The 23482-nt window shown below is 73.8% G+C and carries 25 protein-coding genes and 1 pseudogene; 15 read left to right on the top strand and 11 right to left on the bottom strand.

The features are described from left to right. Window positions 1-351: pseudogene (locus Y09_RS10565) on the top strand (preprotein translocase subunit SecA); the annotation flags it as partial. A 69-nt stretch (window positions 352-420) separates the two neighbouring features. On the opposite strand, the gene Y09_RS10560 reads toward Y09_RS10565, so the two are convergent. Together Y09_RS10560 and Y09_RS10555 are read right to left on the bottom strand one after the other, a co-directional pair. Continuing rightward, window positions 421-822: an Rv3235 family protein gene (locus Y09_RS10560; protein ID WP_010549788.1), complete on the bottom strand. Its 402-nt coding sequence runs from the start codon at window positions 820-822 to the stop codon at window positions 421-423. Then, complete coding sequence (locus tag Y09_RS10555) at window positions 819-1982, bottom strand: hypothetical protein (protein ID WP_053917675.1); 1164 nt, start codon at window positions 1980-1982, stop codon at window positions 819-821. Before Y09_RS10555 ends, Y09_RS10560 begins: the two co-directional genes overlap by 4 nt. Before the next feature lie 323 nt (window positions 1983-2305). On the opposite strand from Y09_RS10555, the gene Y09_RS10550 reads away from it, so the two are divergent. Further along, complete coding sequence (locus Y09_RS10550; protein WP_053917674.1) at window positions 2306-2851, top strand: hypothetical protein; 546 nt, start codon at window positions 2306-2308, stop codon at window positions 2849-2851. Window positions 2852-2964: 113 nt separating this feature from the next. On the opposite strand, the gene Y09_RS10545 is transcribed toward Y09_RS10550, so the two are convergent. Then, window positions 2965-3204, bottom strand: coding sequence for a helix-turn-helix domain-containing protein (locus tag Y09_RS10545; RefSeq protein WP_053917673.1), 240 nt, complete (start codon window positions 3202-3204; stop codon window positions 2965-2967). A gap of 233 nt (window positions 3205-3437) precedes the next feature. Between Y09_RS10545 and Y09_RS10540 the strand changes: the two genes are divergently transcribed. From Y09_RS10540 to Y09_RS10530, 3 genes are read left to right on the top strand one after another with little or no spacing between them, the layout of a single operon-like run. Next, the gene (locus Y09_RS10540; protein WP_224765239.1) at window positions 3438-4058 is read left to right on the top strand and encodes an SAF domain-containing protein; all 621 of its coding nucleotides are present in this window, start codon (window positions 3438-3440) and stop codon (window positions 4056-4058) included. Next, window positions 4055-5329, top strand: a complete 1275-nt coding sequence (locus tag Y09_RS10535; protein ID WP_053917672.1) for a P-loop NTPase — start codon at window positions 4055-4057, stop codon at window positions 5327-5329. Before Y09_RS10540 ends, Y09_RS10535 begins: the two co-directional genes overlap by 4 nt. A gap of 12 nt (window positions 5330-5341) precedes the next feature. Next, the gene (locus tag Y09_RS10530; RefSeq protein WP_053917671.1) at window positions 5342-5788 is read left to right on the top strand and encodes a hypothetical protein; all 447 of its coding nucleotides are present in this window, start codon (window positions 5342-5344) and stop codon (window positions 5786-5788) included. A gap of 10 nt (window positions 5789-5798) precedes the next feature. Here the strand turns inward: Y09_RS10530 and Y09_RS10525 are convergent, their stop codons facing one another. Beyond that, complete coding sequence (locus Y09_RS10525) at window positions 5799-6305, bottom strand: DUF2505 domain-containing protein (RefSeq protein ID WP_053917670.1); 507 nt, start codon at window positions 6303-6305, stop codon at window positions 5799-5801. A 94-nt stretch (window positions 6306-6399) separates the two neighbouring features. Between Y09_RS10525 and Y09_RS10520 the strand changes: the two genes are divergently transcribed. Then, a complete protein-coding gene (locus tag Y09_RS10520; RefSeq protein WP_053917669.1) occupies window positions 6400-7911 on the top strand; it encodes a sensor histidine kinase in 1512 nt (503 codons plus the stop codon). 156 nt (window positions 7912-8067) lie between these two features. Here the strand turns inward: Y09_RS10520 and Y09_RS10515 are convergent, their stop codons facing one another. Beyond that, entirely contained in the window at window positions 8068-8316 is a 249-nt protein-coding gene (locus Y09_RS10515; protein WP_010549779.1) for a WhiB family transcriptional regulator, read from the bottom strand. Between the two features lie 340 nt (window positions 8317-8656). On the opposite strand from Y09_RS10515, the gene Y09_RS10510 reads away from it, so the two are divergent. Beyond that, window positions 8657-9076, top strand: coding sequence for a hypothetical protein (locus Y09_RS10510; protein ID WP_053917668.1), 420 nt, complete (start codon window positions 8657-8659; stop codon window positions 9074-9076). 206 nt (window positions 9077-9282) lie between these two features. On the opposite strand, the gene Y09_RS10505 is transcribed toward Y09_RS10510, so the two are convergent. From Y09_RS10505 to Y09_RS10480, 6 genes are all read right to left on the bottom strand, one after another. Beyond that, window positions 9283-11811, bottom strand: coding sequence for an ABC transporter permease (locus Y09_RS10505; RefSeq protein ID WP_053917667.1), 2529 nt, complete (start codon window positions 11809-11811; stop codon window positions 9283-9285). Further along, window positions 11811-12590, bottom strand: a complete 780-nt coding sequence (locus Y09_RS10500) for an ABC transporter ATP-binding protein (protein ID WP_053917666.1) — start codon at window positions 12588-12590, stop codon at window positions 11811-11813. The genes Y09_RS10505 and Y09_RS10500 overlap by 1 nt, the downstream gene beginning before the upstream one ends. A 211-nt stretch (window positions 12591-12801) precedes the next feature. Beyond that, a complete protein-coding gene (locus Y09_RS10495) occupies window positions 12802-13491 on the bottom strand; it encodes a response regulator transcription factor (RefSeq protein ID WP_053917665.1) in 690 nt (229 codons plus the stop codon). Next, window positions 13488-14873 carry a sensor histidine kinase gene (locus Y09_RS10490; protein WP_053917664.1) on the bottom strand — a complete coding sequence of 462 codons (1386 nt, stop codon included), beginning with the start codon at window positions 14871-14873 and terminating at the stop codon, window positions 13488-13490. The genes Y09_RS10495 and Y09_RS10490 overlap by 4 nt, the downstream gene beginning before the upstream one ends. 130 nt (window positions 14874-15003) lie before the next feature. Beyond that, window positions 15004-15747 (bottom strand): SOS response-associated peptidase, encoded by a 744-nt coding sequence (locus Y09_RS10485; protein ID WP_053917663.1) that lies wholly within the window; start codon window positions 15745-15747, stop codon window positions 15004-15006. Between the two features lies 1 nt (window position 15748). Then, the gene (locus tag Y09_RS10480) at window positions 15749-16912 is read right to left on the bottom strand and encodes a YihY/virulence factor BrkB family protein (protein ID WP_053917662.1); all 1164 of its coding nucleotides are present in this window, start codon (window positions 16910-16912) and stop codon (window positions 15749-15751) included. A gap of 197 nt (window positions 16913-17109) precedes the next feature. On the opposite strand from Y09_RS10480, the gene Y09_RS10475 reads away from it, so the two are divergent. The 8 genes from Y09_RS10475 to Y09_RS10440 all read left to right on the top strand — a co-directional run bounded on the left by Y09_RS10475 (window position 17110) and on the right by Y09_RS10440 (window position 23480). Further along, the gene (locus Y09_RS10475) at window positions 17110-18336 is read left to right on the top strand and encodes a CpaF family protein (protein WP_053917661.1); all 1227 of its coding nucleotides are present in this window, start codon (window positions 17110-17112) and stop codon (window positions 18334-18336) included. Further along, window positions 18333-19205, top strand: coding sequence for a type II secretion system F family protein (locus tag Y09_RS10470; RefSeq protein WP_053917660.1), 873 nt, complete (start codon window positions 18333-18335; stop codon window positions 19203-19205). Before Y09_RS10475 ends, Y09_RS10470 begins: the two co-directional genes overlap by 4 nt. Continuing rightward, window positions 19202-20140, top strand: coding sequence for a type II secretion system F family protein (locus Y09_RS10465; protein WP_053917659.1), 939 nt, complete (start codon window positions 19202-19204; stop codon window positions 20138-20140). The genes Y09_RS10470 and Y09_RS10465 overlap by 4 nt, the downstream gene beginning before the upstream one ends. A gap of 167 nt (window positions 20141-20307) precedes the next feature. After that, the gene (locus Y09_RS10460; RefSeq protein WP_010549768.1) at window positions 20308-20577 is read left to right on the top strand and encodes a hypothetical protein; all 270 of its coding nucleotides are present in this window, start codon (window positions 20308-20310) and stop codon (window positions 20575-20577) included. 178 nt (window positions 20578-20755) lie between these two features. Further along, entirely contained in the window at window positions 20756-21100 is a 345-nt protein-coding gene (locus tag Y09_RS10455; RefSeq protein WP_082358761.1) for a TadE/TadG family type IV pilus assembly protein, read from the top strand. After that, on the top strand, window positions 21094-21573 hold the full coding sequence (locus Y09_RS10450) for a TadE/TadG family type IV pilus assembly protein (RefSeq protein ID WP_053917658.1): 480 nt from the start codon (window positions 21094-21096) through the stop codon (window positions 21571-21573). Before Y09_RS10455 ends, Y09_RS10450 begins: the two co-directional genes overlap by 7 nt. Next, window positions 21570-22109 (top strand): pilus assembly protein TadG-related protein, encoded by a 540-nt coding sequence (locus tag Y09_RS10445; protein ID WP_053917657.1) that lies wholly within the window; start codon window positions 21570-21572, stop codon window positions 22107-22109. The genes Y09_RS10450 and Y09_RS10445 overlap by 4 nt, the downstream gene beginning before the upstream one ends. 219 nt (window positions 22110-22328) lie before the next feature. Then, on the top strand, window positions 22329-23480 hold the full coding sequence (locus Y09_RS10440; protein WP_053917656.1) for a glycerate kinase: 1152 nt from the start codon (window positions 22329-22331) through the stop codon (window positions 23478-23480). Window positions 23481-23482: the final 2 nt, after the last annotated feature.

Genomic DNA, 23482 nt, shown 5'->3' with positions numbered 1-23482 from the left:
GAGACCACCGCCTCCGAGACCACCGCCTCCGAGACCACCGGCTCCGAGGCCACCGGCTCCGCCGAGGCGGAGGACACGGAGGCCGAGGACCAGCTGAAGGCGGAGAGCTCCGTGGTGCTGCGTGCCAAGGGGCTCGACGACGGGCCGAACGAGCGCCAGCTGCGCTACAGCTCCGCCGAGGGCAGCGACGTCCAGGATTCCGGCACGCTCACCCGCGCTCAGCGCCGTCGCCGTGCGCGCGGCGAGGACGGGACCGCTGCGAACACCGTCTCGGACAAGCCCGAGGGCGCTCCGCAGGGCGACGGCCTGAACCGGGCGCAGCGCCGCTCGGGCCGCCGCCGCAAGGGCTGATCGCGCCGACGTCGTACGGAAGAGCCCCGGGCCACGCGGCCCGGGGCTCTTCTCCTCCGATCTCGGGTCTCAGCCGATCTCGAGGACGGTCACCCTCCATCCGGAGTGCCGCAGCTCCCAGCGCATGGCGAGGAAGCGGGCACGGTCCGGCTCGCGCAGCACGCAGCTGGCCTCGACCGTGCGCTCGTTGACCACGCAGGTGCGCACGCCCGTGACCTGCAGCTGCCGGGGCGGGGCGTATCCCGTCGAGGCCCGCAGGCGGCGGGTCAGCGCCGCCCGACGCGACAGGACCTGAGCGATCTCGGGCGTGACCAGCCGCGACAGCGCGTTCGTCGGCCGCATGTCCCGGATGATCTCGACGGCCCGGCGCGCCACCGGTGCGACCATCTGCTCCACGATCAGAGGATCCTCGGGTGCCCGGGAGGCGGGGCGGAGGGCGGCGTCGGCGGGGCGCTGATCGGTGGTGCTCATGACCGGGCCTCCTCGTCGAGGGTGGCCGGCACGGTGAGCACCTGGCCGGGGACCAGCAGGTCGGGATCCCCGCCGATCACGTCACGGTTCTGCTCGTGCAGCAGGGGCCAGGCCTCCGCCAGCAGCGCGGGATCCTCCGGTCCGGGGCCGAGCACGTCGTCCGTCAGCGACCACAGCGTGTCGCCCTTCTGGACGACCACGGTCCTCGGCGGCGGTGCGTCCGCGTCGCCCCCTGCATCGCCCGCGGCCTCGTCCGTGCCCGTGCCTGTGCCCGCGGCCTCGTCGTCGCCGGCGGACGGCTGGGCGCTCCCGGTCTCCGACGGGGTCGAGCCCGCGGCGGGCGGCTCGTCGGGGGAGTCCTGCGCCGGGTCCACCGGGGTGTCCGATGCCTCCGAGCCGTCCGGGGAACCTGCCCCGTCGGGGGCCTCGGAGCTGTCCGGGGACGCCTCGTCGGCAGGGCTCTCGGAGCGCGGTGACTCCTGCGCCCGCTCCGGCGCTTCGGTCCCCTCGGCTCCCGTCTCCTGCGGCGTGCCCTCGTCGGAGGGCTGCCCGGGCGCGGTCGTCGGCGACTCGTCGCCCTCCCCGTCGGGGGCGGGGCTCGTCGCCGGCTCCTCGGCGGCGGGCGCAGGTTCCTCACCCCAGCCGAGGGAGGGGAGGGGCTCCCCGGCGCCGGCCTCCTGGGGCGCCTCGGGCTCCGGCGTCGCCGGCTCGTCACCGGGGAGCTCCTGCGAGGTCTGGGACGAGGCCGGGGCGCTCTCCTCGAGCTGGAGCTGCTCGCTGGCCAGCGCCGGACCGAGCACCAGCCCGGTGGCGGCGGTGGCGACCGCGGCGCCCATGCTCACGCGACGGGCGAGGCGTGGGGCCAGCACCCGCAGGGCCGGCAGCAGCATCCGACCCGTCCGCCCCGCGGGGCCGGCCAGGAGGATCGCGGCGGCGAGCCCCCAGATCAGCGCGAGGTACAGGCACAGCAGCGCCCCCGCGCCGGCCAGCCCCACGAGGACCCAGCCGATCAGCTGCTCCTCGCCGCGCGCGCTGCCCGCAGTGCGCCCGAGCATCCTCGCCGCCTGGGTCATCGCGACCGCACCTCCGGCGGCGGCGACGGCGGCCAGCGTCGAGGCCCCCGCTCCCTGTGCTTCCTGCTCCCGTCCCCGGTCCCCCATGGCCTTCCCCTCGCCTCATGCTCCGCGGCGTCGGGCCTCCCGACCGCCGTTCATCCCGATGGTGTCGTTTGATGCAGTTTGGTGCGACTGGATCGCATATGAGGAAAGATAGCCCGGTGTGATGCAGGCCGCAACTGCTCGAGGTGGCGATGTTGATCCGGGGCGGCTGTGGAGGGGAGGTCGCCCCTCCCGGAGGACGCGCCCCGGTCCCGGTGGGACGATCCCGGTCCCGGCGGGCTGGTCCGCGTCCCGCCCGGACGCGTCCTCGTCCCCGATGTGCCGTCCGGGCCCGGCCGTCGCCCGGCGCGCCCTACAGTGGGCCCATGCGCTTCGAGAGGATCTTCGAGGACCTCGAGGGACGGTTAGAGCACCACGAGCAGGAGGAGCTGCGGGCCGTCTCCGAGGACCTCGCGCGTGCCGAGCGCGCCCAGCTGACCCTGGCCGACCGGCTCCGCGGTGCGGGCCGGCGCGAGCTCACCCTGCACGTCGGATCGGGGCTGCGCCTGGCGGGGGCCGTGGAGGAGGTCGGCGCCGAGTGGGTCTCGCTGCGCGAGACCCGCACCGCTCAGCGCGCCGTCGTGCCGCTCGGCGCGATAGGCATCGTGGAGGGCCTCTCCTCGCGGGCCCGGCCGGCGCAGGAGTCGCTGCGCTCGCCGCTGGGGCTGGGGTCGGTGCTGCGCGAGATCGCACGGGACCGCAGCGTCGTGCGCCTGGAGACGACCGCGGGCACCGTGCTCGGCAGGATCGCCGGTGTCGGCGCGGATGCGCTGGACGTGCTGTCGCTGCCGACGGGGGAGTCCAGCAGCGTGCCCGGCTCCGCCCGGCTCACGGTGACCATGTCGTCCCTGCTCGCGGTGCTGCCGCGCTGAGGGGACCCGGTGCGGCGCCGGCCCGGGCGGACGGGGGCGGCACGGGGTAGCCCTGGCGGCCAGGGAACGTCCTGATCTGGCTCAGGAGCGGTCGTCGACGGTCGCCCGGACGGTCAGGGGTGGCCCTCGGACGCGTCGCGCTCGAGTGCGCGCTCCTCCTCGAGCAGCGCTTCCGTGCGCCGGTAGCTCCGCTCGATGTAGGACTCGAGCTCTGTGACCTCGACCCGCCACTGGCCTCGGCCGCCCACCTTGATCGCGCGCAGCTCGCCGGAGCGCACGAGGGCGTACGCCTGCGAGGCCGAGATCGACAGCGTCTCCGCGACATCGGAGAGCGGGACGAAGCGTGGCGGCATCGACGATCCTTCCGGTCCGGGACGAGCGGGTCGCCCCAGTCTCTCATCCCCGAGCTGACAGGCGGCGGGAGCTGTGGACGAACGCTCCGTGCCGGTTGTCCACAGTCGGGGCGGACCGCCCCCATCCAGGCCCCGACTGCCGTAATCTCGCGGAAGGCGCGCCGCGAGCGTGCCGTGAACCAGGGGACGGACGAGGGGGACGGGGGACAGCTGTGGGGGCCACTGCACCGGTGATGAGGCTGCGCGCGCCGAGATGGAAGGATCCTCGGCTGATCGTCGGGATCGTGCTCGTGCTGGCGAGCGTGCTGATGGGGGCGCTGCTCGTCTCCCGGCTCTCCGCCACGACGTCCGTGCTCGTGGCGCGCGGTCCGATCGTGCCGGGCGATCCGCTGGAGAGCGCCGACCTCGCCACCGTCGAGCTCCGGCTCGGCGACCACCGCGAGCAGTACGTCGGGACCCTCGAGGCGATCCCCGAGGGCGCGGTCGCCACGCAGACCGTCCAGGCGGGGGAGCTGGTCCCCGTCTCCGCGGTGGGGCAGAGCCAGGACGTGCCGCTGCGACCCGTGGTGATCCCTGTGGAGGCGACGGTCGCCGAGTCCGTGGTGCCGGGCTCCTCCGTCGAGCTGTGGCACACCTCGCCGTCGGTCGACGACGGCGGCACCGGCGAGGCCGAGCTGCTCGTGCCCGACGCCGTGGTGCGCCGCATCGACGAGGGGAGCTCGCTGGGCATGCGCTCGATGTCGGTGGAGGTCCTCGTGCCGGCCGACGACCTCGCCGCGGTGCTCGAGGTCCTCTCCCAGGACGAGCGCCTCGACGTGATCGGGGTGCCCGGCGCCCACGGGGTCACGCCGTGATCGACATCGTCCTGTGCGCCTCGGGCAGCGACGAGGTCCGCATCGTCCACGACCTCGCGATGGACCGCTCCCGCCCCGCGCGCGTCGTGCGCCGCTGCGCGGATCTCACCGAGACCCTCGCGGTCGTCTCCGCGGGCATCGGGGACGTGGTCCTCGTGGACCTCTCCGTGCGAGGGCTCAGCCGCGACGCCGTCGCGACGATGCTCCGGGGCGCCGCGGTGATCGGGCTGCGCTCCCGCGAGGAGTCCGAGGCCACCACCGTGGGCCTGCGCCATGTGCTGAGCTCCGACGCCCCGATCGACCAGATCCTCGCCGCGGTCACCGCCGCGGTCTCCGGCGGGGAGGAGCACGACGACTGGGTGCAGGAGGCGGCCGCGGAGCCGGCGCAGGAGGCGGGACGCCTGGTGGCCGTGTGGGGGCCGACCGGCGCCCCGGGGCGCTCGACGATCGCGGCGAACCTCGCCGCGGAGACCGCCCTGGCCGGGCACGGCACGGTGCTCGTGGACGCCGACACCTACGGCCCGTCCCTGAGCCAGCTCCTCGGCGTGCTCGACGAGGCGCCCGGACTGGTCGCCGCCGCCCGTGCCCACGACCGCGACACCCTCACCGAGGAGACCCTCGACGCGCTCCTGCCCGTCGTGCAGCCCCACCTTCGCCTGCTGTCCGGCATCGGCGTGCCCGGCCGGTGGGCGGAGCTGCGCCGCGGGGCGATGGACGGGGTGTGGAACGCGCTGCGTCGCCGCGGCGAGATCGTCATCGCCGACATCGGCCCCGTGCTGGAGGAGGACGAGGAGCTCAGCTACGACACCGCCGCGCCGCAGCGGAACTCCGCCGCCCTCAGCACGCTCGAGGCCGCCGATGCCGTGATCGCCGTGGTCGGTGCCGATCCCGTGAGCATCACTCGGCTGCTGCGGGACCACAGCCGCCTCGAGGAGCTCGGCGTGCAGGAGCTGCACGTCATCGTCAACCGGGTCGGTGCGCCGGTCCCCGGCGACCGGCTGCGCGACCTGATCGCCACCCGCATGCAGGTCGACTCCTTGCACCTGCTGCCCGACGACCCCGTGGCCTGCCGCACTGCCGTGTGGGACGGCGCGCTGCTCAGCGAGGCCGCACCCCGCTCGCCCCTGCGCCGCGGGCTGCGCGACATCGCCGCCTCGATGCTCGTCCCCGCCGCCGAGGACGACGGAGCCGCCGGAGAGCCGGAGGAGGGAGCATCCCCGGCACCGGCGCGCGGGTGGAGGGAGCGCGTGCTCGAGCGTGCCCGCCGGTGAGAGGATGACGGCATGAGGATCTACCTGCCGCTGACCGCAACGGATCGCGCCTCCCTCGAGCTCGCGAGCACCCGCCTCGAGCTCCCTGCGGGACGTGCGGCCTGGGCCGTCACCGCGTCGGCCGAGCGGGACTTTCCCGGCGAGGATCTCGAGGACCTCGAGTACGAGGCGCTGCAGGACGCCGTCCACGTCGCCTACGGCGCCGGATCCTCGACGCAGCGCGCCATGGTGATCGCCCTGGACGTGCCGGATGCGGCGATCGGCGACGCCGCCGACGGAGGAGCCTTCGGCGTCCTCCTCGGCACCCCCGCCTCGGCGCGGATCGCGAGCTTCCACGTCACCGAGCTCGACGCCGCCGCGGCCGAGGACGACGACACCGACCCCGCCCTGCTGTGGTTCGACCTCGTCGAGGCGCGCGAGGCCCTCGCCTATCTCGACGGGGCCGAGGCCGCCGGCTGAACGCCCTGCCTCAGGCGCCCGAGCGGTCCCGGTAGGCCGCGGCGGAGCGCTCCTCGGCCCGCAGCACGGTGGACACGTACGGCACGGCGGCCCTCTCGATCTTCGACCCCAGCAGCGGAACCTTCGCCACCAGGTCCCCGTCGATCTCGACGTCGCTGCGCGCCTGGTCCAGGGCCGCGAGGCGCAGCGTCCCCGTCAGGCCGGCAGGGGTCCCCACCACGTCCAGGCGCATCGTGCCGGTGCGCGAGCCGTCGGGCTCGGGACCGGACCAGGACTGGACCTCCTTCACCGTCACGGAGGCGCCCACGAAGGGGCGGACGATGTCCGGGACCCGGTCCGTGGGCAGCACCAGCTCGGTGGTGACCGTGAACGCCCCGGCGGGATCGCCCTCGACGTGCGAGGACGCCTCCTTCGCGCCGAGCGTCTCCCGACGGATCGCCGCGTACTCGGGATCGGCGTACATCGCGGCGGCCGAACGGGCTGGAAGGGGCAGGTGCAGGGTCTCGCGCAGCTTCATCGGGGTCCTTCCCTCGGGAGATGTCCGCGTCAGCCTAGAGCAGGCCGGACGGGCGATTCGCGCTCACACCCGGGCCGACGCATATCCTGGCCCCATGCCGAGCCTGTCCAAGTTCCTCGCCGACAACCGTGCCCTCACCGAGAAGGAGGCGGACTGGCTCCAGCACCTCGTCGGGGACTGGAACCTCCTGTCCGATCTGCTGCGCTCCGACCTCGTGCTGTGGCTGGCGGAGGACGACGGCCCGCTCGCCGTCGCGCACTGCCGTCCGGCGACCGGATCGACCGTCTACTACGAGGATCCCGTCGGGACCGTGCGCACCGTCGGGGTCGACGGCGCGGAGGATGCCGAGGGCGCCGAGATCGCCCGGCTGCTGGCCGGGGGCGAGCCCTCCGAGGAGCCCACCCGGATCGAGCGCGAGGGCCGCAGCGCCACCGGCGTGATGGTCCCGGTCCGCAAGAACGGCCGCACCCTGGCCGTCCTCGCCGCCGAGTCGCCCGAGTCCGACAACGACCCGAGCGACAACGAGACCCACCAGCGCCGGCTCGGCGCGCGCCTGCTGACGATGCTCCAGCACGGGGCGTTCCCCATCGAGGGAGCCCCGATCCCGCCCCGCCGCGGCGCGCCCCGCGTGGGCGACGGGGTCGTCGAGCTCGACGAGGCGGGAGTGGTGCAGTGGACCTCCCCGAACGCCCGCTCCGCCTTCCACCGCTTCGGGATCGCCGGCGACATGACCGGGACCACCCTCGCGGAGCTGTCCACCGAGGTGCTGCAGTCCCGCAGCCCCGTGGACGAGTCGCTGCCGCTGGTGCTGATGGGGCGGGCGGCCTGGCGCTCGGACATGCAGGCCCGGGGCGGCACCCTGTCCCTGCGGGCCGTGCCGCTGACCGATGCCGGCAAGCGCACCGGCGCCGTGATCCTGGTGCGCGACGTGACCGAGCTGCGGCGTCGGGAGCGGGAGCTGATCACCAAGGACGCGACGATCCGCGAGGTCCACCACCGGGTGAAGAACAACCTCCAGACCGTCGCGGCGCTGCTGCGGATGCAGTCGCGGCGGATGAAGACCGACGAGGCGAGGGAGGCGCTCGCCGAGGCCATGCGGCGCGTCTCCACGATCGCGCTCGTGCACGAATCGCTGCTGCAGGGCTCGGAGGAGGCGGTCCACTTCGACGAGGTGATCGACCGGTGCCTGCGCCTCGCCGTCGACGCGGCGAGCGCGACCGTGCACCGGGCGGGCAGCCCGCGTCTGACCGACGGGCAGGTCGAGGTGCGCACCGAGAAGATCGGGCGGGTCGGCACGATCCGCGCCGAGGAGGCGACGCCGCTAGCCCTGGTGGTGACCGAGCTGGCGACCAACGCGGTCGAGCACGGGCTCTCCGAGACCGGCGGGACGCTCACGATCCGCAGCGAGCGGACGGGCTCCCATCTCGTGATCTGCATCGAGGACGACGGCAACGGCATGGGAGCGGCGAAGCCGACCGGTCTCGGCACGAACATCGCCCTCACGCTGGTGCAGGGGCAGCTCGGCGGCACGCTCACCTGGGAGGACCGAGGCGAGGGCGGGACCCGCGCGATCGTGGACGTCTACCTCGACCCGCTCACGATCTGAGGGGGAGGGACGGAGCCCCGGGGTGCTCGGCGAGGGTCCCGGGGGAGGCCGACGGCACTGCCGCGGCGGTAGCCCGCGGCGCAGCCCCGGGAGCGGCTCGCGGCACGGCCCCGGGGGCGGCCTGCGACGCTGAGGAGGCGCGCCGCAGGCGAGGGGTCAGCTGGCGCGGCGGGCGCGCGCGTTGCGGCGCTTGAGGGAGCGGCGCTCGTCCTCGGACAGGCCGCCCCAGACGCCCGAGTCCTGACCGGACTCGAGGGCGAACTTGAGGCACGCCGTCATGACGTCGCACTTCTGGCACACCGCCTTCGCCTCCTGGATCTGCGTGATCGCCGGTCCGGTGTTCCCGATCGGGAAGAACAGCTCGGGATCATGGTTGAGGCACTCGGCACGGTGGCGCCAGTCCATCGTCACTCTCTCTTTCCAGGACGTCGCGCCCTGCCCTCGCAGGGGCGAGGCGCGGCGAGGGTCGCTCCCTGTGGGGCGTTCTCGGGTTCTGCGGCTGTCGACGCTCGGCCTGGTGCGCTGTGCACCGGAGGGCCTCGGCGGGACGAGCCGTTCTCCATTCTCTGCGGCTCCTGACGACCTCGACAAGAGCCTGGACCGCCGGGCCTGGTGGCACTTCCCACACCGTCGCGAGAAGTCGCGATCGGGAGGTGATGCCGGGCACGAAGCCGTTGCCACCAGGCGCTCGAGATGTCACAGACGCTCGAGATCGCACAGGGGCCGCGGCGGATACAGTGCCCCCATGCCCACCGCGCCCGACAGCACCCGTCCCGCCGACGCCGAGGACCCCGGTCCGCGCACCCGCCCGCGGGCCGCGCTGCTGCTCGGCGTCGAGACGCTCGTGCTGGCGGCCGCGGCGACCTTCTGCTTCGTGGCGGCCTCCGGCGGCGGGATGACCGCCCGGCTCGGGGTGGGGCTGGGGATCTTCCTGCTGCTGTTCGCCGCGGGCACCGCCCTCGCCGCCCGCTCGGTGCTGGCCAAGGGCCGGTTCGGGATCGGCTTCGGGATCACCTGGCAGATGTTCCAGGCTCTGGTGGGGGCCAGCATGATCAGCTCCGGCATGGTCTGGCAGGGCGCGATCGCGCTGGTCCTCGCGATCGCGACCTTCGTGGTCCTCGCCCGGCTGGTGCGCTCCACGCCGCTGCCCTCGCGCCTGGACTGAGCCCCGCCGGGCCGCTCCCGCTCAGCCGCTCCTCGTCCGGGGCGCGCGGGCCCGTCCGGGGAGCAGCCGACTCGTACCCGTCGAGCGCGCTGTGCGGGCGGATCCGCCTCCGACAGCGGTCGGGGCCCGTCGGACGGCGGTCATCCGACGGGCCCCGCGGCGGTGGGCGCGTGTCCGCGCCGTCGGCCGTGTGTGCCCTCAGCGCCTCATTCCGCGGAGGCGAGGGCGGCGGCCGGGGCGGTGCGCGCGGCGGCGCGGCCCGGCAGGACCGAGGCCAGCGCCCCGGCGGCGAGGGCCAGCACCAGCACGATCCCGAGGCGGTCCCAGGGGATCGTGATCGAGACCGGATAGGTCGAGCCCAGCAGTGCGATGATCCCGAGCACGCCGTAGAGGGACCCGATCAGCAGCCCCAGCACGGCGCCGACCGCGGCGAGCAGCACTCCCTCCCAGCCGAGCATCGCCCGCATCTGCCGGCGCGTCGTGCCCAGGGCGCGCAGCAGCGCGTTCTCCCCGGTGCGCTCGACCACGCCGAGGCTGAGCGTGTTGGCGACCCCGACCAGGGCGACGAGCACCGCGACCGCGAGCAGCGCCACGGTGATGCCCAGCAGGATGTCGAGGATCTGTGCGTAGGACTCGCGCTCGGCGCCGCCGGGATCGCTGCTCGCCCCTTCGAAGCCCTCGGAGGCGGAGAGCTCGTCGACCGAGGAGATCAGCTCGAACACGTCGATCCCCTCGCGCTCGGCGGTGCCGGGATCGGCGAAGTCCGCGAGCACGACCGGTGTGGTCCCCTCCCCGAGGAGCTGCTCGAGCGTCGCCGGGGTCACCAGCGATATCTGCAGGTTCGCGTCCACCTGGACGCGCAGGTCGTGGCTCTGTCCGTCGGCCCCCTCGAGGGAGAGGACCTGACCGTCGTGGACCCCGAAGCGCTCGGCCCGCTCCTGCCCGAGCAGCACGGTGCCGTCGGCGAGCTCGTCCGCCATCTCGGGACGGTGGGAGACCTCCCGCACCGTCTCGGGGGTCACGGAGTACAGGGTCATCGGCTCCCCGGCGCCGACCTCGACGTCCCCGCGCTCCCCGGCGTGGGCGGCATCCATGCCCTCGATCGCGGCGACCTGCTCGGCGGCGTCCTCGGGCATCGCCTCCGCGGAGAGCACCAGGTCGATCGGCCGACGGGAGTCGAGCTCCGAGGTCAGGGTCGCCTCCGCGGTGCGGGCGCCGACGGTCATCATCGTCATGAGCGTGGTGCCGATCAGGAGGGCCGCGATCGTCGCCGCGCTGCGGCGCGGGTTGCGGGCCACGTTCGCCCCGGCGATCCGGGCAGGCAGCCCGCCCAGCAGCGCCCCGAGACGGGCGGCGAGGGCCGCGAGGGGCCGGGTGAGCGTGACGAGCACGAGCATCACGCCGGTGAAGCTCAGCACGCCGCCGCCGATCGCCGCGAGGATGCCGAGGGCGGCGACCCCGTTCAGGGCCAGCGCGGTCCCGCCGACGAGCGCGGCCACGCCGAGCACCACGGCCACGAGGCCCAGCACGCCGCGCACCCCGAGCCCGCGGGTGACGGCGGGCGGCTGCGGGCGCAGCGCCTGCAGCGGCGCGACACGGGTGGCGGAGCGCATCGGGGCGAGGCTCGCGAGCACGGTGATCGCGACGCCCGCCAGCAGCGGAAGCAGCACCGACCACAGGCTCACCGGCACCGGGGCGACGCCGTTCAGCCAGCCGAGCCCGGCGGCGCCCGCGAGCGCGGCCTGGACCAGCAGGTGCCCGGCGACCACGCCGACCGCCGCGCCGAGCAGCCCGACCAGCAGCGACTCGCGCAGCACCACGGAGCGGACCTGGGCGCGGGTCGCGCCGAGGGTGCGCAGCAGCGCGAGGGAGCGGGTGCGCTGCGCGAGCGTGACCGCGAAGGTGTTCGCGATGACGAGGGCGCTGGTGAACAGGGCGATCACCACGAACACGCCGAGGATCATCCCGAGCACTCCGAAGCCCTGCATGAAGTCGCCGGCGGCCTCCTCCTCGGCCTCCTCGACACCGCGCACGGTGATGCCCTCGGCGGCGGAGGCCGAGGCGGCCTCGGCCACCGCGGCGGGGTCTTCGCCGTCGGGGACCGTGGCGAGCCAGGTGTCGGTGGTCGTCCCGGCGGTCGGCCCGAGCAGGGCGGCGGCGTTGACGTCCTGGAGCATCAGGCGCGGGGTGCCGCCGAAGACGGCGCCGGCGGGATCTGCGGCGATCCCGGAGACGGTGAGCGTCCGCTCCGCCTCCTGCGCGGGGTCCTCGCCCGTGGCCGGGCCGGAGCCCTGCACGGTGATCGGGTCTCCGACCCCCGCCTCGAGGGCGTCGGCGGCGGAGCGGGAGAGCACGATCTCCGACTCGGTGCCGGCGGCGGAGCCCTCCTCGAGGGCGTCCTCCTGGCCGGGCGGGAGCATGGTGGCCTCGAAGAAGCCGCTGCCGGTGGTCGAGCTCGCCTCGAGATAGCTGCGGGGCGCGGGCCACACGGCCTCGGTGCCCTCGACCTCGGGGGCCGGAAGCGGCTCCTCGGAGGCCCAGTCCTCGTCGGACAGCTCGCGCTGGATCTCCAGGTCCGCGCCCTCGTACATCTGGGAGGCCTGGGAGCGCAGGGAGGCCTGCATCAGGTTCCCCGCCAGCACCATGATCGCGACGAAGGCGCAGGACAGGGCGATGGTGACGACCGCCGCGAGATGGCGGCGCACCGGGGTCAGCTTCACGGTGGAGCGGGCCATCAGCGCTGCTCCTGCCCGTGAGGCGCGGAGCGCGCGGTGCGGGTCCCGCGCAGGTCCTCGTCGGAGGCGATCCGCCCGTCGGCGAGGGTGAGGATCCGGTCGGCGCGCTCGGCGGCGTCGCGCTCGTGGGTGACCATCACGACGGTCTGGCCGAACTCGTCCACCGAGAGGCGCAGGAAGTCCAGCACCTCCTCGGTGGTGCGGGAGTCGAGGTTGCCGGTCGGCTCGTCGGCGAAGACCACGGCCGGGGAGGTGACCAGCGCGCGGGAGATCGCCACGCGCTGGATCTGTCCGCCGGAGAGCTGGGAGGGCAGGTGGTCGAGCCGGTCCGCGATGCCGAAGGCGGAGGTGAGGGTGTCCAGCCAGGCGCGGTCCACGCGGGTGCCGGCCAGCTCGAGGGGGAGCAGGATGTTCTGCTCCGCGGTCAGCATCGGCAGGAGGTTGAACGACTGGAACACGAAGCCGATCCGCTCGCGGCGCAGTCGGGTCAGGGCGTCGTCGCGCAGCGAGGTGATCTCGGTGCCCTCGAGCTCGATCGAGCCGGAGGTGACCTCGTCGAGGCCCGCGAGCACGTGCAGCAGCGTCGACTTGCCCGAGCCGGAGGGGCCCATGATCGCGGTGAAGGCGCCGCGGGCGATGTCGAGGTCCACGGCGTCCAGCGCCGTGACGGTGCCGGCGCCGCTGCCGTAGGTGCGGGTCACGGCGCGGGCGCGCAGCGCGACGGGGTCACCGGAGGTGTCGGCGGAGGGCGGGGGAGCGGCCTGGGCGGCGGTGGTCATCGGGAAGTCCTTCGCGACGGGGTCATGATGTCGATCCCGATGCTTCCCGAGCGCGGGCCCTGCGGTCGTCAGCCCCCGGTCGCGGCCTCGCGGACCGGGGAAGACCGAGGGAGGGGAGGCCGTCATACCCAGGGATGACGCGGCCGCGACCGCCGGCCGTGCAGCGCGCGAGGGAGGGCACCGCGAGCCGGGGCCCGGCGGTGCCTGCGGCTCAGTGCTCGCCGGGGGTGACCAGCCCGGTCTCGAAGGCGATGATCACGGCCTGGACCCGGTCGCGGGCGCCGAGCTTGGCGAGGACCCGCCCCACATGGGTCTTCACCGTCGCCTCGGCGACGAACAGCTGCGCGCCGATCTCGCGGTTCGAGCGGCCCCGTCCCATCAGGGTGAGCACCTCGCGCTCGCGCTCGGTGAGGTCCTCGAGCACGGAGGTGTCCTGCTCGGCGGGCTCGGGGGTGGAGACCACCCGCTCCAGGAGCCGGCGGGTCGCCGACGGGGCGATCACCGCGTCGCCGCGGTGGACGGTGCGGATCGCGCCGAGGAGGTCCTCGGGCTGGGCGTCCTTGAGCAGGAAGCCGCTGGCCCCGGCGCGGATCGCGGCGACCACGTACTCGTCGAGATCGAAGGTGGTCAGCACGATGATCTTCGGGGCCCGCTCGACGGGCAGACGCTCCAGCAGGGTCGAGGTCGCCTCGATCCCGTCCATCCGCGGCATCCGCACGTCCATCAGCACCACGTCGACGCTGCGGGCGGACAGCTCGCGCACGGCCTCGGCGCCGTCCGTGGCCTGCAGCACGACCTCCATGTCGTCCTGGGAGTCGATCACCATGGCGAAGCCGGTGCGCACCAGCGGCTGGTCGTCGACCAGGGCGACGCGCAGGGGACGGTCGGCGGTCTCGGTCATGGGGTCTCTCCTCGAGGGTCGTCGGCTGCGGGGCCGGGGGACGTGCCGGGGTCGGTAGTGGTGTAGGGGGAGGCGGGGCCGTCGGCCTCGGCGGGGCTGCCGTGGTCGGCGGGCAGCGGCACGGTCGCCCGCACACGGTAGCCGCGGGAGGGGAGCGGTCCGGCCTGCAGCGTCCCGCCGAGCACGCTCATCCGCTCCCGCATCCCGGTCAGGCCGTGGCCGAGTCCGTCGGAGGTCGGATCGGTGCCCTGGCCGTCGTCGACGACCTCGATGACGAGGCCCTCGGCGCCTCGGACCAGGCGCACGGAGGCGCTCGCGCCGGGTCCGGCGTGCTTGAGCACGTTGGTCAGCGCCTCCTGCACCAGGCGGAACACGGACATGCCGACCGACGAGGGGAGCTGGTCGAGGGAGCCCTCGGACTCGAGGTCGACCTCGAGGCGCGCGGCGCGGACGCGCTCGAGCAGCTCGGGCAGCTGCTCGGGGCCCGGCTGCGGACCGAAGCTGGTCTCGTCCTCCTGGCGCAGCACGCCCAGCAGGGAGCGCATGTCCGCGAGCGCGGCGCGGCCGGTCTCGCCGATCGTGCCGAGCACCTCGACGGCCTTCTCCGGCTTCTGGGAGGCGACGAAGCGACCGCCGTCGGCCTGCGCGATGATCACGGAGAGGGAGTGGGCGACGACGTCGTGCATCTCGCGGGCGATGCGGGCGCGCTCGTCGGCGACGGCGAGCGCGGTGCGCTGCTCCCGCTCGCGCACCGCCTGCTCGGCCCGGTCGCGGGTCAGGGCGAGCTGACGCACCCGAGCCCGCTGCAGATTCGCGAGGGCCCAGATCGCGATGATCGTGATCGTGCCGATGATGCCCAGGCCCACGAAGGTGATCGCCGCCTGGCCGACGCCGCCGTACTCGCCGAACAGCGCGGCGATCCCGAACCAGCTCGCCTGGACGAGCACCCCGAGCATCCCGGCGGCCACCCCGATGAGATGCACGGCGGTGGTGCCGTAGGCGACGGCGCAGAACATCGCGTAGAAGGTCATCACGTCGCCCGCGACGACGGGGATGCCGACCAGCACGTGGGAGACGGCGAGCACGCCGATCACGATCACTCCCAGCAGGGGGCGGGTGCGGCAGACCGCCCCCGCGAGCACCATCGGGACCGAGAACAGCACCCACCAGCCGGCACCCCCGGCGCCGACGCCGAAGAGCAGCATGAGGGCAGCGGCCGTGCCGAAGCCGATCAGGTCGACGGTGCCGGGGTTCTCGATGATCCAGCGGAACGGGTCGCGCAGGCCTCCGCGCGCACCGGAGTGCCCACGGGGGCGCGCGGCGGCCGCCCGGGGGGCGGGCGCGAGCTCCGGGGGCGGGGCGGAGGGAGACGGGCCGGTCATGTCCACGAGCGTACGGGCGGGGCGGTGCCGCGGCGTCAGACCGCAGTCGGACGGAAGGGCCTTGTGCCTGCGGGGCCGGTCACACGTGCGGCTCTCGCGTCCCGGCGGTCCCGGCCCTGTGACGCTGCGGTCACAGCAGGCGCTGCGGCCCTTCGAGCAGCTCGGGGCCGTCGTTGCCGACCTTGCCCACGGCCGGATCGACCTCGCGCACGGCCAGCAGCGAGTCCTCCAGCAGATGGGAGTCGTCGTTGATCCAGGCGGCAGCTTCCTTGTGATCCATCGAGGTGTCCAGCCAGGCATCGACCTGGTCGCGCGGGAGCATCACCGGGGTGCGGTCGTGGATCCGGGCGAGGTCACCGGTGGCCTCGCGCGTGATGATCGTGGCGCTCAGCAGGAACGCGCCGTCGTCACTGGCCGCGGGACCCTCGTGGCCACCCGGACCCTTCCACCAGGAGACCAGCGCCGCCATGTAGAGCGGAGAGCCGTCGGCCGGGGCGATGAAGTAGGGCTGCTTGCGCTTGCCTTTGTCGTCGCGCACCCATTCGTAGTAGCCGTCCATCGGGACGATCGCCCGGTAGCGGGAGAGGCTGCCGCGGAAGCTGGGCTTCTCGCCGAGGGTCTCGCGGCGGGCGTTGAAGGTGCGCGAGGAGAAGGACTCGTCCTTCGCGAAGGGCGGCAGCAGCCCCCAGCGGGCGACCCGCAGCGCGCGGAGCACCTCGCCGGTCTCCTTGTCGATCGACTCGGTGACCACGTGGATCGGGGCGGTGGGCGGGATGTTCCAGCGCGAGCGCAGGCGCGGGTCCTCGAGGTCTACGGCTCCCAGGTCGTCCAGCAGCGGATCGATCTCCTGGAAGAAGGCGAAGCGCCCGCACATCTCAGGAGTCCTTCTCGGAGGACTTCCCGTCGGCCTCCGACTCGCCATCGACGACCGGCACGCCGTGGCGCGGGGTGAGGCGGGCGTCCTCGCCGGTGTAGGCGCCGGAGTCGTGGTGGAGGTTCCGCAGGCGGATGTCGCGGCCCTCGTCGATGATCGCCTCCCGCTTCTCCTCGGCCTTCTCCGCGCCGGCGCTCTCCCGCATCGGCAGGGCGAGGGAGTCCTCGGCGGGCTTGCCGGCCTCGAGCTCGCGGGCCCGCTCGTACTCGGCGTCGACCTCGGCGCCGAGGATGATCACGATGTTGATGATCCACAGCGCGAAGAGCACGGCCATGATGCCGCCGATCGCGCCGTAGCTGGAGTAGCCGGCGACGGTGCCCATGTAGATCGACAGCGCCACTGCCGCGACGGCGATGCCGAGGATCGCGAAGACGCCGCCGGGGGAGATGAAGCGGAAGGGCTTGTCGATGTTCGGCGCGCCCCAGTACAGCAGCGAGATCAGCGCGAAGGCGATCACGAGGATCACGGGCCACTTCACGAACGCCCAGATCGGCAGGAAGGAGTCCAGCAGGAAGGTGAGCACGCCTTCGGCCCCGATGCGCGAGGCGATCGGGCCGAGGAGACCTTCGACCAGGGAGGCGCTGAGCAGCAGCGAGATCATCACCAGCAGGATCCCGAGGATCATCGCGAGGGTCAGCAGCAGCATCGTGCCGTTCATGCGGATGGGGCCGCGGCCCTCGGGGACCTCGTAGATCTGGTTGGCGACGCGGCCGTAGGCCTTCACATAGGCCGAGGCCGACCACAGGGCCGTGCCGATACCGATGATCAGGGCGATCGTGCCGCCGGTCGCGGAGCCGAGAAGGGAGTTCACGGTCGATTCGATCGCATCCTCCGCCCCGAGCTCGCTGCCGCCTGCCGCCTGATTGACGAGGTCCACCAGCAGTCCCGCGATCTGGTCCTTGATCCCCGCCAGCAGCAGGGTCGCCAGCGAGAACAGCGCCAGCAGCGTCGGCGCGATGGAGAGGACCATGAAGTAGGTGAGCTTCGCGGCCTGATCGGTGCCGCCGTCGCGCGTGAACTCGGCGATCACGCGCTTGGCCATGTACTTCAGGGTGGGGAGGGACAGCTTCGGGGCATCCTCGCCCGTGCTGGGGGTCTCGGCCATGGGAAGCTCCTGGGTGAGAGTCGGCTCGGGGACTACTGTCATCCTGCCATGGGAGCGGGCGGGGAGAGTTGTCCACATTCCCTGGGTTGGCGCGGCGAGCCGGGTGATTTCCCCTTAGAGTGACACCCGTGTCGCGACCTGCGTCACATCGCCGCGCGGTGGAGGGACCGGGCGGTAGGGCTGGGGGAGGGAAGACGATGGACGCCGCCACCATCATCGAGGCCGAGTCGCGGGAGCTGATCAGGCGCCGCGGCCTGGACGTGCACGCCGATCAGCTGGAGCCGCTGATCCGGGAGGTCGTCGCCGACTACGACCGTCGTTCGTCCTCGGGCGAGGTGCCCGTGCTGCACGACGACGACACCATGGTCGCGCAGGTCGCGGCCAGGATCGGCGGCTTCGGCCCGCTCCAGGAGATGCTGGATGACCCGGGCGTGGAGGAGATCTGGCTGAACTCGCCCTCGCAGGTGTTCGTCGCGAGGAACGGGCGCAGCGAGCTGACCACCATCGTGCTGACCGACGACGAGGTCCGCGGGATCGTCGAGCGGATGCTCGTCTCCAGCGGCCGCCGCCTGGACATGTCCAGCCCCTTCGTCGACGCGCTGCTGCCGGACGGTTCGCGCCTGCACGTCGTCATCCCCTCGGTGACCCGCACCCACTGGGCGATCAACATCCGCAAGTTCGTCGCCCGCGCGCACGACCTGCAGGGCATGGTCGCCCTCGGCTCCCTCACGCAGCAGGCCGCGGACTTCCTCGACGCCGCGATCGCCTCCGGCCTGAACGTGATCACGTCAGGGGCGACCGGGGCGGGGAAGACGACCTTCCTGCGCTGCCTGGCCCAGTCGATGGGAGCCCGGGAGCGCGTGGTGACGATCGAGGAGGTCTTCGAGCTGAACCTGGCCCTCCGGGACGTGGTCGCGATGCAGACCCGCCAGGCGAACCTCGAGGGGACCGGGGAGATCTCGATGAGACGGCTCGTCAAAGAAGCTCTGAGAATGAGACCCAGCCGCATCATCGTCGGCGAGGTGCGCGAGGCGGAGAGCCTCGACATGCTGATCGCGCTCAACAGCGGACTGCCGGGGCTCGCCTCGATCCATGCGAACTCCGCTCGGGACGCGGTGACGAAGCTGTGCACGCTGCCGCTGCTGGCGGGGGAGAACGTCTCCAGCCGCTTCGTCGTCCCCACGGTCGCCAGCGCCATCGACCTCGTCGTCCACCTCGACATCCTCGCGGACGGGCGCCGACGGGTGCGCGAGATCGTCGGCCTCAGCGGTCGGGTCGAGGAGGAGGTCATCGAGGTGACCGACGTCTTCTCCCTGCGCGGGGACCGGCTGGTCCGCGGCGACGGACACCCGCCGCACGCCGAGCGCTTCGCCCGTGCAGGACACGACCTCGCCGAGCTGCTCGGGGGGAGGAGCGCGGCATGACCGACGGAGCGTTCCTCGGCCTCGTCGCCGGGCTCGGGCTGCTGTCGATCTGGTGGTCGCTGTGGGAGCAGGAGGGGGCCGTCCCGCGTCCCGGCCGTCTCTCTCGAGGGATGGACCGCCTGCGCGACGACCTCATCAAGGTGGGGCTGGACTCGGTGCCTCCCGCCGCCGTGCCGGCTCTCAGCGCCGGGCTGGGGCTCGTGGTCGCCGTCGCGCTGTGGGCGATCTCCAGTGCGCTCGTCCCGGCGCTGACGATCGGGCTTCTGTGCTCGGTCCTGCCGGTGCTCGTGCTGCGCTCGGCGGCGCGGCGGCGCACCACCGCGATGCGGGAGGTGTGGCCCGAGGCGGTCGACCACATCAACTCCGCCATCCGCGCCGGCCTGTCCCTGCCCGAGGCGCTCGTGCAGCTGAGCCGGAAGGGCCCCGAGGAGCTGCGGCCCGCGTTCTACGAGTTCGCCCTGGACTACCAGGCCAGCGGTGACTTCGCCGCCTGCCTCGACCGGCTCAAGGTGCGCCTCGCCGATCCCGTCGGCGACCGGATCGTGGAGGCGCTGCGGATCACCCGGGACGTCGGCGGCACGGACCTCGGCTCGCTCCTGCGTACCCTCTCGGCGTTCCTGCGGGAGGACTCCCGCACCCGCGCCGAGCTCGAGGCCCGCCAGTCGTGGACCGTGAACGCCGCCCGCCTCGCGCTCGTCGCACCGTGGATCGTGCTGGCGCTGATGTCGACGCGGCCCGAGGCCGCGCAGGCGTACGACTCCGCGGCCGGGATGGTCCTTGTGGTGGTCGGGGGCGTGGTCTCTCTGATCGCCTACCGGGTGATGCTGATGATCGCGCAGCTTCCGCAGGACGAGAGGGTGCTGCGATGAGCATGTCCCTGCTCGCCGGGATCCTGCTGGGTCTCATGCTCGGCACCGGCCTCTACCTCCTCGCCGCCCAGCTGCCCTGGCTGCGCACGCGGGACCTCGGCCGGCGCGTCGACCCGTACCTCCGCCGCTCCAGGAACTCCTCGCTGTTCGCGGCGCCGACCAGCAGGAGCCGGGCCCGCATCGTCGTGGAGAACCTCTTCGGCCCGGTCGCGGCGCGCGGACTGGGCCTGCTCGAACGGCTCACCGGAGGCGCCGACCAGCTCGAGAGGCGCCTGCGCCTGGCCGGCCGACGCACCTCCGCCGACTCCTTCCGCATCGAGCAGGTCGTCTTCGGGGCCGTCGGCCTCGTGCTCGGGATCGTCCTCGCCGTCGCCGCGATCGTGCTGCGGGACGCGAGCGCGGTGCTGGGGCTGCTCATCGTGGCGCTCGGCGCGCTGCTGGGCGTGCTGCTGCGCGACTACCTGCTGGGAGTCGAGATCAAGCGCCGCGCCTCCCGCATGGCGCGCGAGTTCCCGACCGTCGCGGACCTGCTCGCGCTCGCCGTCGCCGCGGGAGAGAGCCCGATCGCGGCGATGGAGCGGGTGGCACGGACCTCCACGGGCGCGCTGCCCGACGAGTTCGCCGCGACGATCGCCGACATCCGATCCGGATCGAGCGTCTCCCAGGCACTCGCCTCGCTCGGGGCGCGCACCCCGCTGGAGTCCCTCAGCCGGTTCGGCGAGGGCGTCTCGATCGCGATCGAGCGGGGCACACCGCTCGCGGAGGTGCTCCGCGCCCAGGCGCAGGACGCCCGCGAGAACGCCAAGCGCGACCTCATGGAGATGGCCGGACAGCGCGAGATCGCCATGCTCGTGCCGGTGGTGTTCTTCGTGCTGCCGCTGGTGATCCTCTTCGCGATCTTCCCCGGCCTCGCGGTGCTGGAGATCTCGCTGTGAGCGCCCGACCGGTACCGCACCCGATGCCGACATCGCCCGCGACGGCGACGTCGTCTCGGTCCCCGACCTCGTCCGTCATCGCCCTGTCTTCCGTCCCTCCGTCCCCGACCGCTCCGATCCGCACCCGCCCGGGCCCTGACCCGGACCCGTCCGCCGAGGAGGCCGACATGACCGTCCACCGCACCCGACTCCACACCCGCATGCGACCGCGCCACCGCCTCGCCCAGCCCGGCACGTCAGACCGCATCCGGCAGCGCGCCGGGCTGCGCAGCCGCCTCCTTGCCCGTCTGGCCTCGGAGCAGGGCGACGTCCCCGGCTGGGTGCTGATCACCCTCATGACCGCGGGGATCGTCGTCGCCCTCTGGGCCGTCGCCTCCGATCAGATCGTGCAGATCTTCGAGAACGCGATGGCGCCCTTCCTCGGCGGCAGCCTCTGACCGCTCCCGTCCCCTGCGAACCGCCCTGCTGATGCGCCGCCCGGCCCCGCCCTGCCCCTGCACCCCCGCGACCGCGGCGGTGCAGACCCGCGGGCTGCCCGCCCGGGGCCCCGCAGAGCCGCGACGAGGAGCGGCACGGCGACTCGCCGCGCGGCTGCGGGAGGACCAGGGAGCGGCCGTGGCCGAGTTCCCGATGGTCGCGGTGCTGATCGTGATGATCGCGCTGCTGGTCATCCAGGCGGCGCTCATCGTCCACACCCGCAACACCCTCGTCGACGCCGCCGTGCAGGGAGCGCACCATGCCGCGCTCGCCGGATCGACCCCGCAGGACGGCGCCCAGCGGGCGAAGCAGCTCGTCGACGAGCGCTTCGGGCGAGGACTCGAGGCCGAGGCCACCGCCGTGCAGGAGGACGACGGGACCATCCGCGTGCAGGTCGACGCGACGCTCCCGCTCGTGGGGCTGATCGGTCCCGCCGGCGCGCTGAGCGTCGAGGGCAGGGCCGTGGACGAGGAGGCATGGTGAGAGGGCTCCGTCGCCTCCTGCTCCCCGCCGCTCCAGGCGGGCTCCGACACCGGCTCGAGGACGAGCAGGGCAACGCCCTGGTCGAGTTCGTGGTGCTGGCAGCGGCGCTGCTGATCCCGACCCTCTACCTCGTGCTCACCCTCGGCAACGTGCAGGCCGCGGCCTTCGCCGCCGACACGATCGCCCGCGACGCCGCGCGCATCCATGCGACCGAGTCCGACCCCGACCGCGCCGCCTCCCGGGCCTCGCGCCACATGGAGCTGGTCCTCGAGGACCACGGCCTCCCGCCGGGCGACGTCGTCGAGCTCAGCTGCAGCGAGGACCCCTGCGCGACCGCGGGAGGAGTCGTCACCGCACAGGTGCGGATCCCCGTCCCCGTGCCGGGCCTGGGACCCATCCTCGGGGAGACCGGCCCCGTCGCGGTCGGCGCCGCCCATGCGGTGCCCGTCGACCAGTTTCGGGCGGACCTGTGAGGTCCGGGCCCGCGCAGGAGCGACGCCGCCGCCCCCTCCTGCTCCGCGCGGTCGCCACCCCGCTCGCCGCGGGTGTCGGTCGGCCGGTCGCGACCCTGCGGGAGCAGTGGGCGGACGCGCGCGGCTCGATGACGATCCTGACCACCGGGGTGCTCGTCGTGATCCTCATGGTGATCGCCGTCGGCACCTCGATCACCGGGGTGCAGCTGGAGCGCAACGGCCTCCAGCACGCCGCCGACAGCGCCGCCCTCGCCGCCTCCCAGGCCGTGGATCCCGCCCGGATCTACTCCGACGGGGACGGCCCCGCGATCCACACCGGCTCCGCCCGCGACGCCGCCGAGGAGCACCTGCGCACCTATCCGTACGACACCACCAGCACCGAGGACATCCACATCGAGGAGGTCACGGTCGACGCCGACGGCACCGCCCACGTGGTCCTCGCCGCCCGCACGAATCCGCCGCTGGTCGGCTGGTTCACCCGCGGCACCGGCACCTCGATCCCGCTGACGGTGCTCGGCGAGGCGCGGGCGCGGTGAGCCGCCTCCGCCCGGTCCGTGCCGACCTCTCGACCGTGCCGCCGGTTCGACCGTGCCGTCGGCTCGCCCAGGTCATCGGGAGTCCGAGTCGCGGGCAGGGGAGCAGCAACCACTTCACGTCCGTAGGATCCGAGCCAGCGCCATGACGTCCGCCACCGCTGCACGAGCCTTCGCCATGTCCCACCCGTCGCTCACCGTCGAGCAGATCGCGAGCACCGCATGACCCGCCTCCTCCTCGCCCCCGACAAGTTCAAGGGCTCCCTCACCGCCGCCGAGGTCGTCACCGCCCTCACCCGCGGAATCGTCGCCACCGCCCCGGATGCCGAGATCACCTCCTGCCCCATCGCCGACGGCGGCGACGGCACGGTCGACGCGGCCCTCGCCGCCGGCGCGACCGCGCAGCGCGCGACCATCACCGGCCCCACCGGAACACCGCGCGAGACGGTCTGGGCGCTCGAGGACACCACCGCCGTGCTCGAGCTCGCCGATGCCGTCGGCCTGAAGGCGCTGCCCGGCGAGGAGCTCGCCCCGCGCGATGCCTCCTCCCGCGGGCTCGGCGAGCTGATCCTCGCCGCCGTCCGCGCCGGAGCCCGCGAGATCGTCGTCGGCCTCGGCGGCAGCGCCTCCACCGACGCCGGCGCCGGACTCCTGCAGGCCCTCGGCGCGCGCCTGCTCACCGCCGACGGCGACGACATCGCCCCCGGCCTCGCTGGCCTCGAGACTCTGACGAGCGCCGACCTCGCACCGGCTCTCGCCGCCCTCGAAGGCGCCTCCCTGATCGCCGCGAACGACGTCGCGAACCCCCTGCTCGGCACCGACGGGGCGGCCGCCGTCTACGGACCGCAGAAGGGACTCGGACCGGAGGCCGTGACCGCCGCCGACCGGACCCTCGCCGTGGCCGCGGCGCTGCTGGACCCGAGCGGCGAGGCGGCCCGCGCCGAGGGAGCCGGGGCCGCCGGCGGCGTCGGCTTCGCCCTGCTGCTGCTCGGGGCAACACAGCGCTCCGGCGCCGATGTCGTGCTCGAGCTCGCCGACTTCGACGCGCGCCTGGAGCACACGGACCTCGTCGTGACGGGGGAGGGGAAGCTCGATGTCCAGACCCTCCAGGGCAAGGGCCCGGCGGAGGTCGCCCGCCGCGCGGCCGCGGCCGGTCTGCCCGTCCTCGCCGTCGCCGGAGCCGTGACCCTCGATCAGCAGGAGCTCGCCTCCGCCGGGATCGAGGAGGCCTTCGACCTCGTCTCCCGCGCCGCGGACGTGCCCGACGCGATCGCGCGCGGCGAGGCGCTGCTGGAGGAGGTGGGCCGTGAGATGGGACGCGCCCTGCCCGCCCTCCTCCGCGACTCCCGGGCCGCATCGAGCCCACTGCCGTAGAC

Source organism: Brachybacterium sp. SW0106-09 (assembly GCF_001293905.1).
Taxonomy (GTDB): Bacteria; Actinomycetota; Actinomycetes; order Actinomycetales; family Dermabacteraceae; genus Brachybacterium; species Brachybacterium conglomeratum.
The sequence above is the reverse complement of the archived record's forward strand: the minus strand, read 5'-3'. Positions and strand labels throughout refer to the sequence as shown.

Coding starts and splice junctions, on each gene's coding strand:
- Y09_RS10560 (WP_010549788.1), bottom strand. CDS start 822: ATGAGCACCACCGATCAGCGCCCCGCCGACGCCGCCCTCCGCCCCGCC.
- Y09_RS10555 (WP_053917675.1), bottom strand. CDS start 1,982: ATGGGGGACCGGGGACGGGAGCAGGAAGCACAGGGAGCGGGGGCCTCG.
- Y09_RS10550 (WP_053917674.1), top strand. CDS start 2,306: ATGCGCTTCGAGAGGATCTTCGAGGACCTCGAGGGACGGTTAGAGCAC.
- Y09_RS10545 (WP_053917673.1), bottom strand. CDS start 3,204: ATGCCGCCACGCTTCGTCCCGCTCTCCGATGTCGCGGAGACGCTGTCG.
- Y09_RS10540 (WP_224765239.1), top strand. CDS start 3,438: ATGAGGCTGCGCGCGCCGAGATGGAAGGATCCTCGGCTGATCGTCGGG.
- Y09_RS10530 (WP_053917671.1), top strand. CDS start 5,342: ATGAGGATCTACCTGCCGCTGACCGCAACGGATCGCGCCTCCCTCGAG.
- Y09_RS10525 (WP_053917670.1), bottom strand. CDS start 6,305: ATGAAGCTGCGCGAGACCCTGCACCTGCCCCTTCCAGCCCGTTCGGCC.
- Y09_RS10520 (WP_053917669.1), top strand. CDS start 6,400: ATGCCGAGCCTGTCCAAGTTCCTCGCCGACAACCGTGCCCTCACCGAG.
- Y09_RS10515 (WP_010549779.1), bottom strand. CDS start 8,316: ATGGACTGGCGCCACCGTGCCGAGTGCCTCAACCATGATCCCGAGCTG.
- Y09_RS10510 (WP_053917668.1), top strand. CDS start 8,657: ATGCCCACCGCGCCCGACAGCACCCGTCCCGCCGACGCCGAGGACCCC.
- Y09_RS10505 (WP_053917667.1), bottom strand. CDS start 11,811: ATGGCCCGCTCCACCGTGAAGCTGACCCCGGTGCGCCGCCATCTCGCG.
- Y09_RS10500 (WP_053917666.1), bottom strand. CDS start 12,590: ATGACCACCGCCGCCCAGGCCGCTCCCCCGCCCTCCGCCGACACCTCC.
- Y09_RS10495 (WP_053917665.1), bottom strand. CDS start 13,491: ATGACCGAGACCGCCGACCGTCCCCTGCGCGTCGCCCTGGTCGACGAC.
- Y09_RS10490 (WP_053917664.1), bottom strand. CDS start 14,873: ATGACCGGCCCGTCTCCCTCCGCCCCGCCCCCGGAGCTCGCGCCCGCC.
- Y09_RS10485 (WP_053917663.1), bottom strand. CDS start 15,747: ATGTGCGGGCGCTTCGCCTTCTTCCAGGAGATCGATCCGCTGCTGGAC.
- Y09_RS10480 (WP_053917662.1), bottom strand. CDS start 16,912: ATGGCCGAGACCCCCAGCACGGGCGAGGATGCCCCGAAGCTGTCCCTC.
- Y09_RS10475 (WP_053917661.1), top strand. CDS start 17,110: ATGGACGCCGCCACCATCATCGAGGCCGAGTCGCGGGAGCTGATCAGG.
- Y09_RS10470 (WP_053917660.1), top strand. CDS start 18,333: ATGACCGACGGAGCGTTCCTCGGCCTCGTCGCCGGGCTCGGGCTGCTG.
- Y09_RS10465 (WP_053917659.1), top strand. CDS start 19,202: ATGAGCATGTCCCTGCTCGCCGGGATCCTGCTGGGTCTCATGCTCGGC.
- Y09_RS10460 (WP_010549768.1), top strand. CDS start 20,308: ATGACCGTCCACCGCACCCGACTCCACACCCGCATGCGACCGCGCCAC.
- Y09_RS10450 (WP_053917658.1), top strand. CDS start 21,094: ATGGTGAGAGGGCTCCGTCGCCTCCTGCTCCCCGCCGCTCCAGGCGGG.
- Y09_RS10440 (WP_053917656.1), top strand. CDS start 22,329: ATGACCCGCCTCCTCCTCGCCCCCGACAAGTTCAAGGGCTCCCTCACC.